Source organism: Caenibius tardaugens NBRC 16725, from assembly GCF_003860345.1.
In the GTDB taxonomy this organism is placed as follows: Bacteria; Pseudomonadota; Alphaproteobacteria; order Sphingomonadales; family Sphingomonadaceae; genus Caenibius; species Caenibius tardaugens.
The window spans coordinates 3,717,112-3,732,619 of the sequence record NZ_CP034179.1 but is presented as its reverse complement, the minus strand read 5'-3'; the positions used below and the strand labels follow the sequence as shown (position 1 = coordinate 3,732,619).

Genomic DNA, 15,508 nt, shown 5'->3' with positions numbered 1-15,508 from the left:
CAATGACTGACGGAACCATGATCGAGAACCGCACCTTCGACGAGATAAAAGTGGGCGATACCGCCAGTATCTCGCGCACGCTGACCGAAGAGGACATCCAGCTTTTCGCGCTCGTGTCCGGCGACGTGAACCCGGCGCATATGGACGCCGACTATGCCGCGACCGACATGTTCCGCCGCGTCATCGCGCACGGACTATGGGGCGGCGGTCTCATCTCCGCCGTGCTGGGCACCGAACTGCCCGGCCCCGGCGCGATCTATCTCAGCCAGTCGCTGCAGTTCACGCGGCCGGTAGGCCTTGGCGACACGATCACGGCGTCGGTGACGGTGGCGGAAAAACGCGCGCACCATGATATCCTGTTCGATTGCCGCTGCGTCAACCAGGACGGCGAGGAAGTCATCAGCGGCCAGGCCGAAGTCAAGGCGCCGGCCGAGAAGGTCCGCCGCCCCCGTGCGGCGCTGCCGGAGGTCAGCCTGCGCGACCATGACGGCTACCGCAAGCTGATCGAGATGACCGCCAATGGCGTGCCGGAACCGACGGCGGTGGCTCATCCCTGCAGCGCGGCCGCCATGCTGGCCGCGATTGAAGCCGCCGAAGCCAATCTCATCATGCCGATCCTGGTCGGGCCGGAAGCGAAGATCCGCAAGGCGGCCGAAGACGCCGGCAAGGACATTTCGCCTTTCCGCATCGTATCCGCCGCCCATAGCCACGAAGCGGCGGCAAAGGCCGTGGACCTGGTGCGCGGCGGCGAAGCGAAGCTGTTGATGAAAGGCTCGCTCCATACCGACGAATTGATGGGCGCCATCGTGCGCTCCGCCACGGGCCTGCGAACCGAGCGCCGGATCAGCCATGCCTATGTCATGGACGTCCAGAACCATCCGACACCGCTCATCATCACGGATGCCGCGATCAACATCGCGCCGACACTCGAGGAGAAGGCGGACATCATCCGCAACGCCATCGACCTTGCCCATGTCATCGGCATCGCGGAACCGAAAGTGGCGATCCTTTCCGCCGTGGAGACTGTCAATCCCGCGATGCAATCCACACTCGACGCCGCTGCCCTGTGCAAGATGGCCGATCGCGGTCAGATCACGGGCGGCGTGCTGGACGGACCCCTGGCTTTCGACAATGCGATCAGCGAAGCCGCCGCGAAGGAGAAAGGCATCGTCTCGCCGGTGGCGGGCAAAGCGGAAATTCTCGTCGTGCCAAACCTGGAGGCTGGCAACATGCTGGCCAAGCAACTCACCTTCCTGGGCGGTGCGGACGCGGCAGGCATCGTGCTGGGCGCGCGCGTGCCGATCATCCTCGCCAGCCGGGCCGACAGCCTGCGCACCCGCCTCGCCTCCTGCGCGGTCGCGGTGCTGATGGCGCGCGCCGCCACCAAGGCCGCGCCCGGCCTGCCGGGGACGGCGAGCGCATGAAAGCCGTCGTCGCGATCAACTCCGGTTCGTCCAGCATCAAGTTCTCGCTGTTCACGCTCGATGGCCGGGACGGGCTGACGCTCTCGGCAGGCGGCAAGATCGAGAAGATCGGCATCGCGCCCAGCCTGCGGGCCCGCTCCGCGACGGGAGAAATCCTCATCGAGCGGGACTGGCCGGACGGCGCTGCGCTCAGCCATGCGGATCTCCTGGCGGACCTCTTCGCCTGGGCGGGAGATCATCCGCTGGAAGGGCGGGACGTGATCGCCATCGGCCATCGCGTGGTGCATGGCGGCCTGGACTTCGTCACGCCCCGCCTGGTCGATGCCGACCTGCTGGACAGGCTGGAAACGCTGTGCCCCCTCGCCCCGCTGCATCAGCCGCACAACCTCGCGGCGATCCGCGCGATCGCGAAGCTGAAACCCGACCTGCCGCAGGTCGCCTGCTTCGATACGGCCTTCCACCACGACAAGCCGGACGTCGCCTCGCGCCTGGCCATCCCGCGCAAGTTCCACGATCAGGGCATCCGCCGCTACGGCTTTCACGGCCTGTCCTATGAATATGTCGCAATGCGTCTCGCGGAGATCGACCCGGCGCTGGCCGCGGGCCGCGTGGTCGCGGCGCACCTGGGCAACGGGGCCAGCCTCTGCGCCATGCGGGACTGCAGGAGCGTCGATACGACCATGGGCTTCACTGCGCTCGACGGCCTGGTGATGGGCACGCGCTGCGGCACTATCGATCCCGGCGTGATCCTGCACTTTCAGCTCCGCATGGGCATGAGCGCGGCCGATGTGGAGGACATGCTTTACCGGCAGTCCGGCCTGCTCGGCGTGTCCGGCCTGTCGAGCGACATGCGGGCGCTCGCGGCCAGCGATGCGCCGGAAGCGGAAGAGGCGATGGCGCTGTTCGCCTGGCGCGCCGCGCGCGAGACGGCCGCGCTCGCCTCGTCGATGGGCGGGCTGGACGGCATCGTCTTCACCGCCGGGATCGGAGAGAACGACGCCGCGATGCGCCAGCGTATCTGCGCACGCCTCGCATGGCTGGGCGTGGAACTCGACGAACAGGCGAACGCTGCCGGCGCCCCGCTTGTCAGCACGCCCGGCAGCCATGTCGCGGTGCGCGTCATTCCCACCGACGAGGAACGGATGATCGCGCTCCACACCTTGCATGTGCTGGGGGAGAATCCATCATGAGGCGCGCGATAAGCCTTGCCGCCATCGCGCTTGCCACCCCTGCCGCGGCTCATGCCGCATCGCCCGTCGAAATCCTGATCAGCGATGCCGGGCAGGAGGACGAAACCGGCGCCGTTCTGGTCGATCTGCGCCTGCTCAATGACAGCGGCGATCCGCAGGGCATGGCCCTTCCGGACCGCATCGAAGCGCAGGTGGAGCAGAGCGGCGTCTCTCGCACCGTCTGGCTGGAGCGCATGGCGACGACGCCTCCAAACCCGATCATTCCACCTGGCGGTTTCACGCGCGCGACCTACCGGCTTGCGCGGAGGACCAATCTGTCGCTGGAAGGCGCCGCGATCTCCGTTCCCGCATGGGGCACGCGGCAGATCACGCTGGCATTGCGGCCCGCGGACCGAGGGGCGCAAATAGCCACGAACACCTCCGCGCAATCCGGGCCTCCCAACGCGCCGGGGTTGGAAAACAAGGCTGTGCCGCCTCCCTCGGACCGGTCGGCGGGCAACGCCTTTTTCGCCAACCTGTCGGCCTATGAACCGATCTATGCTGTCTATGGTCCGAGCACCGACAGCGCCGCACGCATCCAGATCAGCTTCAAATATCAGATTTTCGGAACGAGACGCGCCCAGGGCTTGCCACTTTCCTGGCGCGACGGACTGCATTTTGCCTATACCCAGCGCATGTTCTGGGATCTTGGCGCGGATTCCTCGCCGTTTCGTAACATCGACTATCAGCCGGAACTCTTCTACCTGACCCCTTCAGCTACGTTGACACGCGGCATCTCGCTGAGCGCACAGGGCGGCTTTCGCCATGAATCCAACGGTCGCTCCGGTCTCGATTCCCGCAGCCTCAACACGCTCTATGTGGCGCCGATGGCCGCCTTCCCACTGGGCGGCGGCTATCGCCTGTCGGTAGCTCCGCGCTTCTCCCTCCTTGTCGGCGACAAATCCGACAATCCCGATATCCGCCGCTACAGGGGCAATAGCTCGCTCTTCCTGGAAGTCGGGAAAGATGACGGCCTGCGCCTTACGACATCCACGCGGTTCAGCGTCTCCAGCGGCAAAGGCGCACTCGCCGCCGATCTTTCCTATCCGCTCTCGCGGCTATTGGGTGGGGGACCCGACTTCTATCTCTTCGGCCAGAGCTTCATCGGCTATGGCGAGAATCTGCTCGACTATGATCGCCATACGACCCGTTTTCGTCTGGGCGTGGCACTGGTGCGTTGAAACCCGCCTTCATGCACATCACGCACTTGAGCGACGCCTCCTGCGACATCAGCGCTTCCTGCTCGACTTGAGGTTGCACTCTGGCAATAGTCGACACGCTCACAGCAAAAGTTCCGAGTCACCAAGAAGGAGCCCTTCACATGCCGTCACAATCGAGGCGCTATTCCAGCCCCTATGGTATGGCCGACCCGGCATTGGAGACCAGTTGGGGCTGGGTCCTGGCTTATGGGCTGCTCGTGATCCTGATCGGCGTTTTTGCGCTCCTCAACCCAATCGCGACGGGCTTCGCGACAGGTGTTTTCCTTGCCGTGGCGCTCCTCATATACGGAATACTGGCTATCGCGGCCGGGTTGTCCTCGCTCTCCCGGCGCGCACGCTGGATCGAGATCCTCCTCGGCGTGCTGAGCCTCGTCGCGGCCGCCATCACTTTCTTCAATCCCTTCGCCGGGGCCTTGACGCTCGTCGCGCTGATCGGCGCCTGGTTGCTCATCATCGGCGTTTTCGAAATCGTCGGCGCATTCCAGTCTGCGCATGACCGGGGCTGGCGCCTGCTACTCGGCGTTCTCGACACTGTTCTGGGCGGTCTCCTCCTGTTCAGCGATCCCGCGACCGGACTTGCCTTCCTGGCATTGGCGGTCGGCCTGAGCTTCCTGCTGCGAGGAACCTTCCTCATCATCCTCGCCATGGGTCTGCGCCGCATCGGTAAGCTATAGACTTAGTGCGGCAAGGGTGCCCTGCCCCGAACAACAAAGGAAACGCCAGGATGATCGGAGGATACAAACCGCTTTCGGTCTTGCTCATCCTGGCGGCAACGGTCGGAAATGCTCCGGCATCGAGCATTTCCGGGACTATCTGGCGCAACCCTGCAAACAGTGTGCATATCCGCGCGCAACCGTGCGACGACAGGATGTGCGGTGTCGTCGTCTGGGCTAACGACAAGGCGAAAGCCGATGCGCGCAAGGGCAGCCCGGATCCTCTGGTGGGCGCACAGCTGTTTCGTGATTTCGAGCAGGAGCAGCCCGGCGTGTGGCGCGGCCGCGTTTTCGTGCCCGATATCGGCCGGACCTTCACCGGGCGCGTCACGGTACTCGACAGCAACAGGCTCGAGGCGAACGGCTGCCTCGTCGGGCGCATCGGGTGCCGGTCGCAGATCTGGACGCGCGTCGAGAAGTAGACGCATGGATTGACAGGCTGAAAGACATCTCTCCCATCCGGCTCGCTGACCCTGCGCAAATGCGATAACGCCGAAGGCGAAATGACCGCGTGCCTGATTCTCTTCCTGATCGTCCTTGGTATCAACCTGTTGCCCGCGTTCGGTCCCCCGACATGGTCGATCATCGTTCTCTATGGCCTGACGACCGATCTGCCTGTCGCCTTGATCGTGTTCATTGGCGCGCTCGCGGCCGCTCTTGGACGTTTGCTGCTTGCCTGGGGCTTTCGATTTCTCAAGGACTATTTGCCCGCGAAACAAAAGCGCAACCTCGAAGCAGCGAAAAAAGTCGTCGAGGACCGACCGAAAAGCGCGATTTTCGGGCTCGCACTGTTCGCTCTCTCTCCGCTTCCCTCGGCGCAACTGTTCGAAGCGGCCGGCCTTGCGGGTATCAGGCTGGGGAAGTTCACAGCAGCGTTTTTCGTCGGGCGTCTCGTCTCCTATTCGATCTATGCCGCGACAGCAGGCGTGATCCGCAAATCGAGCCTGGGTGACGTCTTTACCGAGCGCCTCACCAGTCCGTGGGGCATCGCGATGCAGATCGGCATGATCATCCTGCTTGCTGCGCTCGCCCAGATCGACTGGAGCAGATTTCTGCGCTCCGACAACGATCCGCGCTCAAGCGCATGATCTCAAGGAAACAGGTCCCCGTCGCAGACGGTCCATTCGTCGGCAACACGCAAAATTGAAGACGGCGCCGAAAGCCTGCTTGGGTCAAAGCTGCGATTCCAGCGGCAGAAGGCCAATGGCCTGTGCGGTTAGTCTGCGCCAGAACGAGGCTTCCGGTTCCCGGTCGTATCGGACGGGCACGCCGTTCCGGCTCCCGGCCCATTCCACGTCGCCATCCGACGTCAGACAGACCTCATAGCTGCGGGAGGGCGCGGTATCGCGCTGCCAGATGGCAGCCATCTTCCGGGCCAGGGCCTCGGACTCGAAGAGGACGCCCATTTCCGTGTTGAGGGAAGCCGAACGAGGATCCAGGTTCATCGAGCCGATGAACCCCATATGCCCGTCGGCAGTGAAAGCCTTGGTGTGCAGGCTTGCCCGGCTCGATCCTCGCAGGGAAAAGTCCCGCTCCTGATGCTCGGGCCGCAATTCCCAGAGCTTGATCCCTGCCTCGAGCAGCGGAACACGGTAGCGCGCATAACCGCCATGGACCGCGGCGACATCGGTTGCCGCAAGAGAATTGGTCAGGACCGAGACCGAAACCCCCTTTGCCGCAATCGCGGCGAGCGCCGCCGTGCCTTCCTCGCCGGGGATGAAATAGGGCGAAGTGATTTCAAGCCTTTCCCGCGCCGCATCGAAGACCGGCAGCAGGTCGTGCATCAGCCAGTTCTTGCCCTCCTTGCCCAGCACTTTGCGCGGCGGATCGGCGATCACGCGGGCGGCGCGAGTCCAGTCGGGCCGCGTGGTCTCGGGATCGAGAAGCGAGAGCCGTTTGGCGATGCGCTCCAGATAGGGGCGCGCGGCAGCCTCATTGGCAGCGTTGCTCAATTCGGCGGCGATCCGCGTCAGCGCCACGCCAGGATCTTTCAAGGGCGAAAGCCTATCGACCGGCAACGCCAGGCCGCTGTTCCAGTAATCGTCGAAGATCTTCTCCGTCTGGGCGACGGCTGGCCCCATCACCAGCACGTCCATGTCGCGGAAATTGGTTTGCGTCGCGGCATCGAAATAGGCGTCGCCGATATTGCGCCCGCCAAGGATGGCGACGCGGCCATCAGCGATCCAGGCCTTGTTGTGCATGCGCCGGGTCACGCTGAAGGCGCGCAGCATCATTTCGATGCCGCGCCGCAAGCCGCCCTGCCGCGCCCGGGTCGGGTTGAAGATACGGATCTCGATATGCGGATGATGCGCCATGGCGATCATCGCATCAGATGTATGGCTGGTGCCGATGTCGTCGATCAGGATCCGCACCCTGACGCCGCGATCGGCCGCGGACAGGGCCTCGGCCAGAAGAAGGCGGCCGGTCAGATCGTCGTGCCAGATGTAATACATCAGATCGAGCGAGCGCTCGACCTTGCGCGCCGACAATCCACGTGCCGCGAAGGCGTCGAGATTCTCGTCCAGCAAAAGCAGGCCGCTCTCACCGGGGTGCGCATCCGTCGTGGCGCCAATACGCTGATCGAGCGGCGTCCGGCCGCGTTCGATCGACAGTGCGTAGGAAGGCTCCCCCTGCGCGCGACTGGCGAACAGGCCGTAGACCCAGGTCGCGAGCATCGACGCCGCGACGAAGCCCAGGCAGGCAAGGATGACGATCCGGATCAGACGGCAGCATCCGCCTGCGGCTGCTGGCGCACGAGCAGGACATCGCAATCGAGACGGCTGAGCAGCGCCCGCGCCGTGCTGCCGAGCACCGCCACCGTCAGGGCCGATCGACCGTGCGTTCCGATCACGGCCAGGTCGGTTTCGCTCAGCTTCACATGATTGCGGACAACCTCGCAAACCTCGCCATAGTCGACATTGATATCCAGCCTGTCGCGTGCGTCGGCGGGCAGATCGGTCCTGTCCAGAAAGGCATCCAGATCATAGGCTATCCTGGCCTGCAGCGCAGCTGCCGGCCCTTCCCGGCCCCGAAGTGCCTCCAGCGGCACGTGATAGGCGTGAACGAGAGTGATCTCGGCAGCGGGGAATGCGGCCATGGCCGTGCGAAGCGCCTGGGCCGAGCAGCCGGAGAAATCGGTTGCGACCAAGACCCGGCGATAGTGGTGCTGAGTCTTTTCCTTCACGATAAGCACCGGCGCATGAGCATGGCGTATCATGCGCTCCACGGTCGTGCCGATCAGGAAATCCCCGATATCGTCATGGCGCGAGATGCCGGTCACGATGAGATCCGCCCCGCATGCGGTTGACGCTTCCAGCACCGCCTGCGAGACGGCGCCGGTGGCGAGGCGTGTCTCGACCGGAATATCCGGGTCCGCCACCTCCGCCCGCAAGCGGGCATGAAGGCGACTCTCGGCAGCCTGCAGTCCGTCGAGCATGTCTGCGGGATCGGGATCCCTCTGAACATGGAGAAGAACCAGATGTGCGCGCCACTCGCTCGCCAGCTGTATCGCGCGGTCGCGGGCTCGGTCGCAGCGACCGCTAAAATCGGTTGGAAACAGAATCGTTCGCGGGGTCATATCGACGCAACATAGCAGCAGTGGTCCGCCAACCAAGGAACGTGTCGCCGTGTATTTGCAGGACGGACAGAAATGTTCTTCGGCAAGGATTCGCTGGCCGTCGCGAAGCAGACCGATATTATGGCCTGATCAGAAGAGGATGGATAAGATCACAACACCAGACATCATATTGCGAACCCCGACGCTCACTGCCGTGGCAACGGCCGGCGCATCCCACGCACCATCGACACGCTTCTCGCGCCGAACGCTTCTTGCCGGCACCATGACTGCCGCGCTCTGCCTGACCGCCGCTCCGATCCGCGCTATGGCGCTTGATCCAGGATCGATCGCGGCGAGCGTGGAAGCGTTACGGCCAGGAGAGTTCCTGTGGGCGCCCGAAACGGCTCCCGATGGTCCGGTGGTCATCATCGTCAGCCTCGCCAGGCAGCGGGCCTATGTCTATCGCAACGGCGTCCTGATCGGCATCTCGACCGTTTCCACCGGCGCAGCCGGCCACGAAACGCCCACCGGGGTTTTCACCATCCTCCAAAAGAAAGTCGCGCACAGATCGAACCTCTACAATGACGCGCCGATGCCCTACATGCAGCGCCTCACCTGGGACGGGATTGCCATGCACGCCGGCAATCTTCCGGGCTATCCCGCCTCGCACGGATGCATCCGGTTTCCCCTGACGTTCGCCGAGCACCTCTATGATGTCACGCAGCTTGGCCTGACGGTCATCATCACGCAGGCAAGCGAGATTCCGCGCTTTGCCCCAGCTCCCCGTATCCTGCAGGATACGGCCCGGCGCTCGTCGTTCGGGAATGCCTTTTTGACGGTCTGGCAGCCAGAGAAAGCACTCACAGGGCCGATCTCCATAATCGTCAGCGCGGCGGACCAGCGCGCCGTGGTGTTGCGAAACGGCATCGAAATCGGTTCGGCGCCTGTCGCCATCCGCGGCAAGATCTCCGGCCTTCAGGCCTTCAACCTCGCCTCCATCGACGAACACGGGACGCATTGGATGTTCCTCCCTGTATTTGGCGGTGCACAGACGGGGGAAGTCTCGCGGCAGGACCGGGAGCGGCTAATCCTTCCCGAGGACTTCAGACGGGGCCTGCTGTCGGTGCTCAAACCGGGAAGCACGCTGATCGTCACGGCCGATACCCTCGAAAGCGGGAGTACAGGCACATCCCTGACCGTGCTCACGGGCGAGGATGCCCAAGCGGATACAAACGAACGATGACGTTGTGCAATCCCGACTTCGCGTCCATCGCAGCGTCTTACCGCCTGATTCCAAACAATCCCCTGCCGTAATTGCGAAGACCGGCCTAATTACGACATACTCACCAGAGGATTTGACTTCGATGTCCCGATCATTGCGCGTTCCAGTTTCCCTTGCCGCCGCCATCCTGCTGGGGCTGTCCTCGGCGGCTCCGTCACTGGCTGAAACCGCGCCCGCTGCGCCACCTTCGGCCGACGCCACGGCAATCGCGGTACCCGACGGATTTGAGTTGGCGCCGGACGGCACAACTCTTGTCCACGTGGCCAGCGGCCTGCGCTTCCCGGAGGAATTCGAGGGCTTTACCCGCCTCAGGGAACGGGCATTCGATCCGGGCGGCGAGTATATCGCCATCGGCTACGACCGGCCACTCGGCACCGGCGACGATCGCATCGTGGTGCGGATGGCGGTGGTCCATATCGACCAGATGCCGCCACGCGACCACTATATGATCATGCGTCAGGCTACGATGTCCCATTTTGCCGCGCCGACCATCGTGTCGGAAGGACCGGCGACGATCCCAACCAATCGCCGCCTCAAGGCCTATCGCGGAACTTTCACCGGCTATCGCGACGGCAAACCATGGCGTTCCAGCCTGACGACAGTCGACTATGGCTATTGGAGCGGACGCATGACGGCCGCCTATCCCGAAAGCGAAGCTGCCGAAGCTGAGAAATATCTTGGCGTGCTGCTGGCGGAAATCCGCGCGCAGCGCCCAAAGGCGCCGAAACGGTAGACTGGGGACGATGCCCGCGCGAAACCGCTCACTTTGACGGAGCAAGCAGCGAGAGGAGGCGCCGCCAATCTTGTTCGATCATCCGCCAGCGAAAAACGGCAAGCATGTGGGTCAGCAATCGGGAAAGATAATTCCTTTCCCGTGATCGGGCTACGATTTCGTGGACCTCCCTTTCGGTCCACGGCTTCCATTGTCCAGCGACGGCGATCATGTTCGAGCGGAAGGCCGTATCGCTTCATCTCGCAATATACGCTCGGTTTCCGTTATCCGAATGGGGATTGCCGCAGTTATTGAGCGACGTAGTGCAAGTTATCCTTGCCCAGTTCGGCTCCCGTTCCGCTATTTCCTGGGCTGGAAGCTGATGCGGCTTGTAAGCCCCTCTAACGCGCCTCTCACTCATACGCGACGTTCCGCAGCGATCAAAGCGGCCTGATAGGCCGCATCCTCACCCATAATCGCACGCGCTGTCGCGATTAGTTCAGGACTCGCATTACGTGGACGACCCGTATCGAACGGGGGGCTGGATCATATTCGATCGCGAGTTACGTAATTTTTGCAGTCTCTTCACCCCGAAGTTTCGCAAGAAGACGGATTCCGAAATCGATCCCCGCGGTCATGCGAAGGCCAAAGCTGTGAACATAGCCGTCATGCACGTCGAAACCATATTGGAGGCAGCCGTCGAACCGGATGATCTGGAATTGGCGCTGCCTCTCATGAGCCGCCTGCAGGAGGCCATGATCACATGAACTAGGCCGGGTCTCTCCAATCTCTATGGATTCAAGCGTGACGGCCCCTTCACCGAGTGCCGATTTCAGCGTGGTGCGACAAATGTAGACCGATTCAAGTAGGGATTGCTGAGCTATGCCGGCTACCAATCATCGTCAGGGTTTCGTCAGGAAAGACTGTTGAACTTTTTCACGGCATTTTACGAAGGACACCATGAGCCGACTAAGATCCCATCCCGAACGCCATGCGGTGTCACGCATCGGCTGGCTACGCGCGGCAGTGCTGGGAGCCAATGATGGGATCGTTTCGACCGCGAGCCTCATCGTCGGCGTCGCAGCCTCCGGCGCGGGCAAGGCCAATATCCTGGTCGCAGGGATGGCGGCGCTGGTGGCAGGCGCCATGTCGATGGCCGCCGGCGAATATGTCTCGGTCAGCTCTCAGGCGGACACGGAGAATGCCGACCTCGCCCGGGAAAGAGGTGAACTCGCCGTTCAACCGGTGCTCGAGCATCAGGAACTGGCGGACATCTATGTCAAACGCGGTCTGAATGAGGAACTGGCCCGGCAGGTAGCCGACGAACTAATGGCAAAGGATGCGCTGGCCGCGCATGCCCGCGACGAACTCGGCATTTCCGAAGTCGTGACCGCCCGCCCTATCCAGGCCGCGCTCACATCCGCCGCAACTTTCAGCACAGGCGCCCTCATGCCCCTGATGTTGGTCGCCGTCGTTCCGCATGATAGCCTCGTCGCAATCGAGGTCGCGGCAACCCTGTTGTTTCTCGCACTGCTGGGCGCGCTTGGCGCCTGGGCCGGGGGCGCCCGCCCCATGAAATCAATCCTACGGGTCACATTCTGGGGCGCGCTGGCCCTGGCTGCGACCGCGGGCATCGGGAGGCTGTTCGGAACAGTGGTTTGAACCACGCTGCTCACATCGTCAGGATTCGGTCAGTGAACACCCGTAGCCCTTCCAGCTGGAAAGGCGAACGTGATGACAAATTCTGAATATACAAGGACATTCAAGGTTTGGGACACGCCGCTACGGCTATTCCATTGGCTGCTGGTCCTAGCGATCTCGATCGCGTTTCTCTCTTCCGACGACGATAGTCCGATCGCATCGTGGCATATGGTCGCAGGATGGTCTGCTGCTGCCTTGCTTGCGTTCCGTCTGATCTGGGGCTTCGTCGGAGGCGAGCATGCCCGGTTCGTGAATTTCATTCGGCCAACAGCAATCGCCACCCATGCACGCGACCTTCTAGCTGGCCATCCTCGACGTTCCGTGGGTCATAATCCACTGGGCGCGATCGCAGTCGTGGCGCTGATCGGATTGACCGGAATCGTCATCTGGAGCGGCAGCAGCGTTGCGGCAGGCGGCATGGACAAAGACCTTCATGAAGCCCTCGCCTACAGCCTGCTTGCTTTGATCGGGCTTCATGTCGGCGCCGTGCTGTTGATGTCGCTGCTCACCGGCGAAAACCTTGTTCGCGCGATGATCAGCGGCCGCAAGAAGAACAGCCTCTATCCGAATGTGCGTGAGGCTCGGGGACCAGGCTTGTTTGCGGCTCTACTTGGTGCCGCAGCGATCGTTCTGGCAATCATCGCCATTGTCATGGTGGATCCGACCGCCTTCGCGCCGCAGCAACGCCATTCCCATCACGGTTCGCACGAGGAAAGGGATTGAAAACATCGGTTGATGGTCTGGTAGAAAGCTTCAATCCTTCTTGCCTTTCGTTCCTGGTGGAAAGTCTACATTAAACCCATGCGCCTTCTCATCGTCGAAGATAATGAGCGAATGGCGGCACTGATCGCCGACGGTCTTCAGCGCCGGGGCTTCGTGTGCGATGTTGCCCATGATCTCGCACAAGCCGACGCTGCGATGGGCAGCGCGAGCTATGATGCCATCATACTCGACCTCGGCCTGCCCGACGGCGACGGGATCGACTGGCTCGCGAGCCGCCGAAAATATCAGCAGATGCCGCCTGCCATCATCCAGACCGCGCGTGGGGCGCTGGAGGATCGCGTCACCGGTCTCGATTCCGGCGCAGACGATTATATCGTCAAACCCTTCGAGATCGACGAGCTCGCCGCGCGCATCCGCGCCCTGCTGCGCCGGCCTGGCGTTCGAACCCAGCCCGTCATCGAAGTCGGCATGCTGCGTTTCGACACGGCAAGCCGCTCTGCCAGCATTGGCGATCGCGAGATCGACCTTTCGCGCCGCGAGGCGGACCTTCTGGAACTGCTGATGCGGCGAGCCGGCACGGTGGTCCATCGCGAAGTGATCGAGAACGCGCTCTACAGCTTCAACGATCCGGTGACCCCCAATGCGGTCGAAGCCGCCATTTCGCGTCTGCGCCGCAAGCTCGAAGACACGGGCGTGGCCGGCGCGCTCCATACCGTTCGGGGTGTCGGCTATATGCTGAAGGACGGGAAGGCATGACCGTGCAGCGCTCCATCTCACGGCGCCTCAAACGCGGTTTGGGCCTGATTGGTGTGGCGGGCACCGTTCTGCTGCTGGCGGCGGTCGCCTTCTTCTACAGTGTCACCTTCACACATCTCGATGCACGCGCGGCGATGATCCGCGCGATCAAGGAAATGCTTGAGCATGTCGCTCTGCCGCTTGTCGTCCTGCTCGTTCCCGTCGCGATCATGGTGCTCCGAGTGATCCGCCAGGCCTTCGCACCGCTGGAAGATGCCGCCGCCCGGATCGAGGCTGCACAGGGCCACGAACGAGGGTTCCGCATCGATGCGTCGCAAATGCCCGCCGAGGCGCTACCCTTCGTCTATGCGGTCAACGATCTGTTGGCGCGGCTCGATCAGGCCGCGCGGCGGCAGGAAGCGTTCGCCGCCGACGTCGCGCACGAGTTGCGCACGCCGCTCGCCCTCCTGTCTCTCGAACTCGACCGGCTTGACTATGACGACGCCGCGCGCCTCAAGGAAGACGTGGCGGCCATGCGCCGGCTGATCGACCAACTCATGCTGCTCGCGCAGATCGACGCGGCGGAGGCCGCCCAGACCGCTCCCGAACAGGTGTCACTCGCGGATGTGGCGAGCGAGGTCGTCAGCGCCGTGGCGCCGGGGATCATCGCACAAGGCAAGCTGATCGCGTTCGATACCCGCGGTCAGGCTGCGGTCGTGAACGGCAGGCGCGAAGCGATTGCGGCAGCGCTGCGCAATCTGATCGAGAATGCCGCGCGCGTGACGCCGGCTGGTGGCACGATCCAGGTCTTCGCCGGCCCCCACGCGCTATTGGGCGTGCGGGACGAGGGCCCTGGGCTGGCGCTCGAAAGGTTGCGCGACCTTGTGCAACGCCACCGCCGCGCCGACCATGCGAGCAAGGATGGCGCCGGCCTCGGCCTCGCTATCGTCGACCGGATCATGGCGGCCCATGGCGGCACGCTTGAGACCGATCCGGCCGACCGTGAACTGGTGCTGCGTTTTCCCGCGACCTGATCTTCAATCCTCATATCCCGTCAGGGTTCGGTCAGGAACGCTCCCTAGCCCGAGCGCATGTCCAGACGATACACCCTCATTGCGGGCGCCGCGACGATCGCCTTGATTCTATCAGGCCTGTGGTGGTTCGCCAGTCGGCCGGTCGAGACGGGCAACTCCGCGCCGGCAAGCAACGCCCAACCGACAGATGGGATCCTGGCGGTGGATGCGCGCCGCGCCGCGCAGATGGGTATCCGCCTTATGCCCGCGACGGCAGCCGCGGATGCGGCGCTCGCCACCATCCCCGCGATGATCGAGCCTCCCGCCAACGCCCGGGTGGCGGTGGCCGCGACCTTTCCCGGCACCGTGTTGCGGACTCTCGTGGTCGAGGGCGACAGCGTGCGGCGGGGCCAGCCGCTGGCGATCATCGCCAGCCGCGACGTGCTGACGATCGGCGCGGACCTCAGCCGCGCGAACGCGCGGCGTGGCGTAGCCGAGGCCAATGCCGCGCGGCTCTCCCTGCTCAGCCGCGAAGGCATCATCGCAGGCGCGCGCGCTGACGAAGCCAATGCCATCGCAGCCGAGGCTCGCGCCGACGTTTCGGAAAAGTCGCGCATCCTGGCGATGGTGGGCGGTCATGGCGCCAGCGGCTCCTATACGCTGACGGCTCCTATCGCGGGTCGCGTCACCAGCGCCTCCATCCAGACCGGCAATCCGGTGGACGGCACCACCGCGCCCTATGTGATCGACGCGACGGATCGCTATGAAGTGGTCGGCCAATTGCCCGAACGGCTGATCGGGCAAGTGCGCCCCGGCATGAGCGTGCGGCTACTTCCCAACCTCACCGGCCGGATCGTCGCGGTGGGAACGGCCATCGATCCCGCGACCCGTTCGGCCGGCCTCAAGGCGGAGATTCCGGCCGGACCCGGTGTTGTCGCGGGGCGCGCAACCAGCATCGTCATCGTCGGCCCGGCGCCGGCGGGCGCGGTCAGCGTGCCCGATACGGCGGTCACCATGATCGACGGCAAGCCGGTTGTGTTCGTGACCGCGCGCGGCGGCTTTGCCGTGCGCGCCGTGACCGGCGGCGGCGGCAGTGATGGCCGCACGGTGCTGCTCTCCGGGATCAGGCCCGGTGAACAGGTGGTGGTTTCCGGTACGAGCGCGCTCAAGGCGCTCGCCACCGCGCAATAGGCTCTCCCG

Annotated in this window: 16 protein-coding genes and 1 pseudogene; 14 read left to right on the top strand and 3 right to left on the bottom strand. The window is 63.7% G+C overall.

The genetic code is table 11. The annotated features are described in order from the left end of the window. Positions 1–2 precede the first annotated feature (2 nt). The 6 genes from EGO55_RS17575 (at position 3) to EGO55_RS17550 (ending at position 5,674) form a co-directional block, all read left to right on the top strand. Positions 3–1,424: a bifunctional enoyl-CoA hydratase/phosphate acetyltransferase gene (locus tag EGO55_RS17575; protein ID WP_021690796.1), complete on the top strand. Its 1,422-nt coding sequence runs from the start codon at positions 3–5 to the stop codon at positions 1,422–1,424. Next, entirely contained in the window at positions 1,421–2,614 is a 1,194-nt protein-coding gene (locus EGO55_RS17570) for an acetate/propionate family kinase (RefSeq protein WP_021246276.1), read from the top strand. Before EGO55_RS17575 ends, EGO55_RS17570 begins: the two co-directional genes overlap by 4 nt. Beyond that, positions 2,611–3,834 carry a phospholipase A gene (locus EGO55_RS17565; protein WP_021246275.1) on the top strand — a complete coding sequence of 408 codons (1,224 nt, stop codon included), beginning with the start codon at positions 2,611–2,613 and terminating at the stop codon, positions 3,832–3,834. Before EGO55_RS17570 ends, EGO55_RS17565 begins: the two co-directional genes overlap by 4 nt. A 140-nt stretch (positions 3,835–3,974) precedes the next feature. Then, positions 3,975–4,547 carry an HdeD family acid-resistance protein gene (locus EGO55_RS17560; RefSeq protein WP_021246274.1) on the top strand — a complete coding sequence of 191 codons (573 nt, stop codon included), beginning with the start codon at positions 3,975–3,977 and terminating at the stop codon, positions 4,545–4,547. A gap of 50 nt (positions 4,548–4,597) precedes the next feature. Further along, positions 4,598–5,008 (top strand): DUF2147 domain-containing protein, encoded by a 411-nt coding sequence (locus EGO55_RS17555; protein ID WP_021246273.1) that lies wholly within the window; start codon positions 4,598–4,600, stop codon positions 5,006–5,008. Positions 5,009–5,089: 81 nt separating this feature from the next. After that, positions 5,090–5,674, top strand: a complete 585-nt coding sequence (locus EGO55_RS17550; protein WP_021246272.1) for a hypothetical protein — start codon at positions 5,090–5,092, stop codon at positions 5,672–5,674. A gap of 84 nt (positions 5,675–5,758) precedes the next feature. Here EGO55_RS17550 and EGO55_RS17545 read toward each other — a convergent pair whose 3' ends face one another. Together EGO55_RS17545 and EGO55_RS17540 are read right to left on the bottom strand one after the other, a co-directional pair. Continuing rightward, the gene (locus EGO55_RS17545) at positions 5,759–7,357 is read right to left on the bottom strand and encodes a phospholipase D family protein (RefSeq protein ID WP_066962650.1); all 1,599 of its coding nucleotides are present in this window, start codon (positions 7,355–7,357) and stop codon (positions 5,759–5,761) included. Further along, on the bottom strand, positions 7,306–8,163 hold the full coding sequence (locus EGO55_RS17540) for a universal stress protein (RefSeq protein ID WP_021690797.1): 858 nt from the start codon (positions 8,161–8,163) through the stop codon (positions 7,306–7,308). Before EGO55_RS17540 ends, EGO55_RS17545 begins: the two co-directional genes overlap by 52 nt. A 169-nt stretch (positions 8,164–8,332) precedes the next feature. Here EGO55_RS17540 and EGO55_RS17535 point away from each other — a divergent pair, with 169 nt between their 5' ends. Beyond that, entirely contained in the window at positions 8,333–9,385 is a 1,053-nt protein-coding gene (locus tag EGO55_RS17535) for a L,D-transpeptidase (RefSeq protein ID WP_244925477.1), read from the top strand. Positions 9,386–9,506: 121 nt separating this feature from the next. Then, positions 9,507–10,157: a hypothetical protein gene (locus tag EGO55_RS17530; protein WP_021246268.1), complete on the top strand. Its 651-nt coding sequence runs from the start codon at positions 9,507–9,509 to the stop codon at positions 10,155–10,157. A gap of 28 nt (positions 10,158–10,185) precedes the next feature. On the opposite strand, the pseudogene EGO55_RS21775 reads toward EGO55_RS17530, so the two are convergent. After that, positions 10,186–10,371 (bottom strand): annotated as a pseudogene (locus tag EGO55_RS21775) (DUF7079 family protein); the annotation flags it as partial. Between the two features lie 280 nt (positions 10,372–10,651). Between EGO55_RS21775 and EGO55_RS17525 the strand changes: the two are divergent. From EGO55_RS17525 to EGO55_RS17500, 6 genes are all read left to right on the top strand, one after another. Further along, positions 10,652–10,903 carry a hypothetical protein gene (locus EGO55_RS17525; protein ID WP_021246267.1) on the top strand — a complete coding sequence of 84 codons (252 nt, stop codon included), beginning with the start codon at positions 10,652–10,654 and terminating at the stop codon, positions 10,901–10,903. A 193-nt stretch (positions 10,904–11,096) separates the two neighbouring features. After that, entirely contained in the window at positions 11,097–11,798 is a 702-nt protein-coding gene (locus EGO55_RS17520; RefSeq protein WP_021246266.1) for a VIT1/CCC1 transporter family protein, read from the top strand. 72 nt (positions 11,799–11,870) lie between these two features. Continuing rightward, complete coding sequence (locus EGO55_RS17515) at positions 11,871–12,560, top strand: cytochrome b/b6 domain-containing protein (protein ID WP_021246265.1); 690 nt, start codon at positions 11,871–11,873, stop codon at positions 12,558–12,560. 78 nt (positions 12,561–12,638) lie between these two features. Beyond that, positions 12,639–13,316 (top strand): response regulator, encoded by a 678-nt coding sequence (locus tag EGO55_RS17510; RefSeq protein WP_021246264.1) that lies wholly within the window; start codon positions 12,639–12,641, stop codon positions 13,314–13,316. Further along, positions 13,313–14,329: a sensor histidine kinase gene (locus tag EGO55_RS17505; RefSeq protein WP_021246263.1), complete on the top strand. Its 1,017-nt coding sequence runs from the start codon at positions 13,313–13,315 to the stop codon at positions 14,327–14,329. The genes EGO55_RS17510 and EGO55_RS17505 overlap by 4 nt, the downstream gene beginning before the upstream one ends. Positions 14,330–14,386: 57 nt before the next feature. Continuing rightward, entirely contained in the window at positions 14,387–15,499 is a 1,113-nt protein-coding gene (locus EGO55_RS17500; protein ID WP_021246262.1) for an efflux RND transporter periplasmic adaptor subunit, read from the top strand. Positions 15,500–15,508 lie beyond the last annotated feature (9 nt).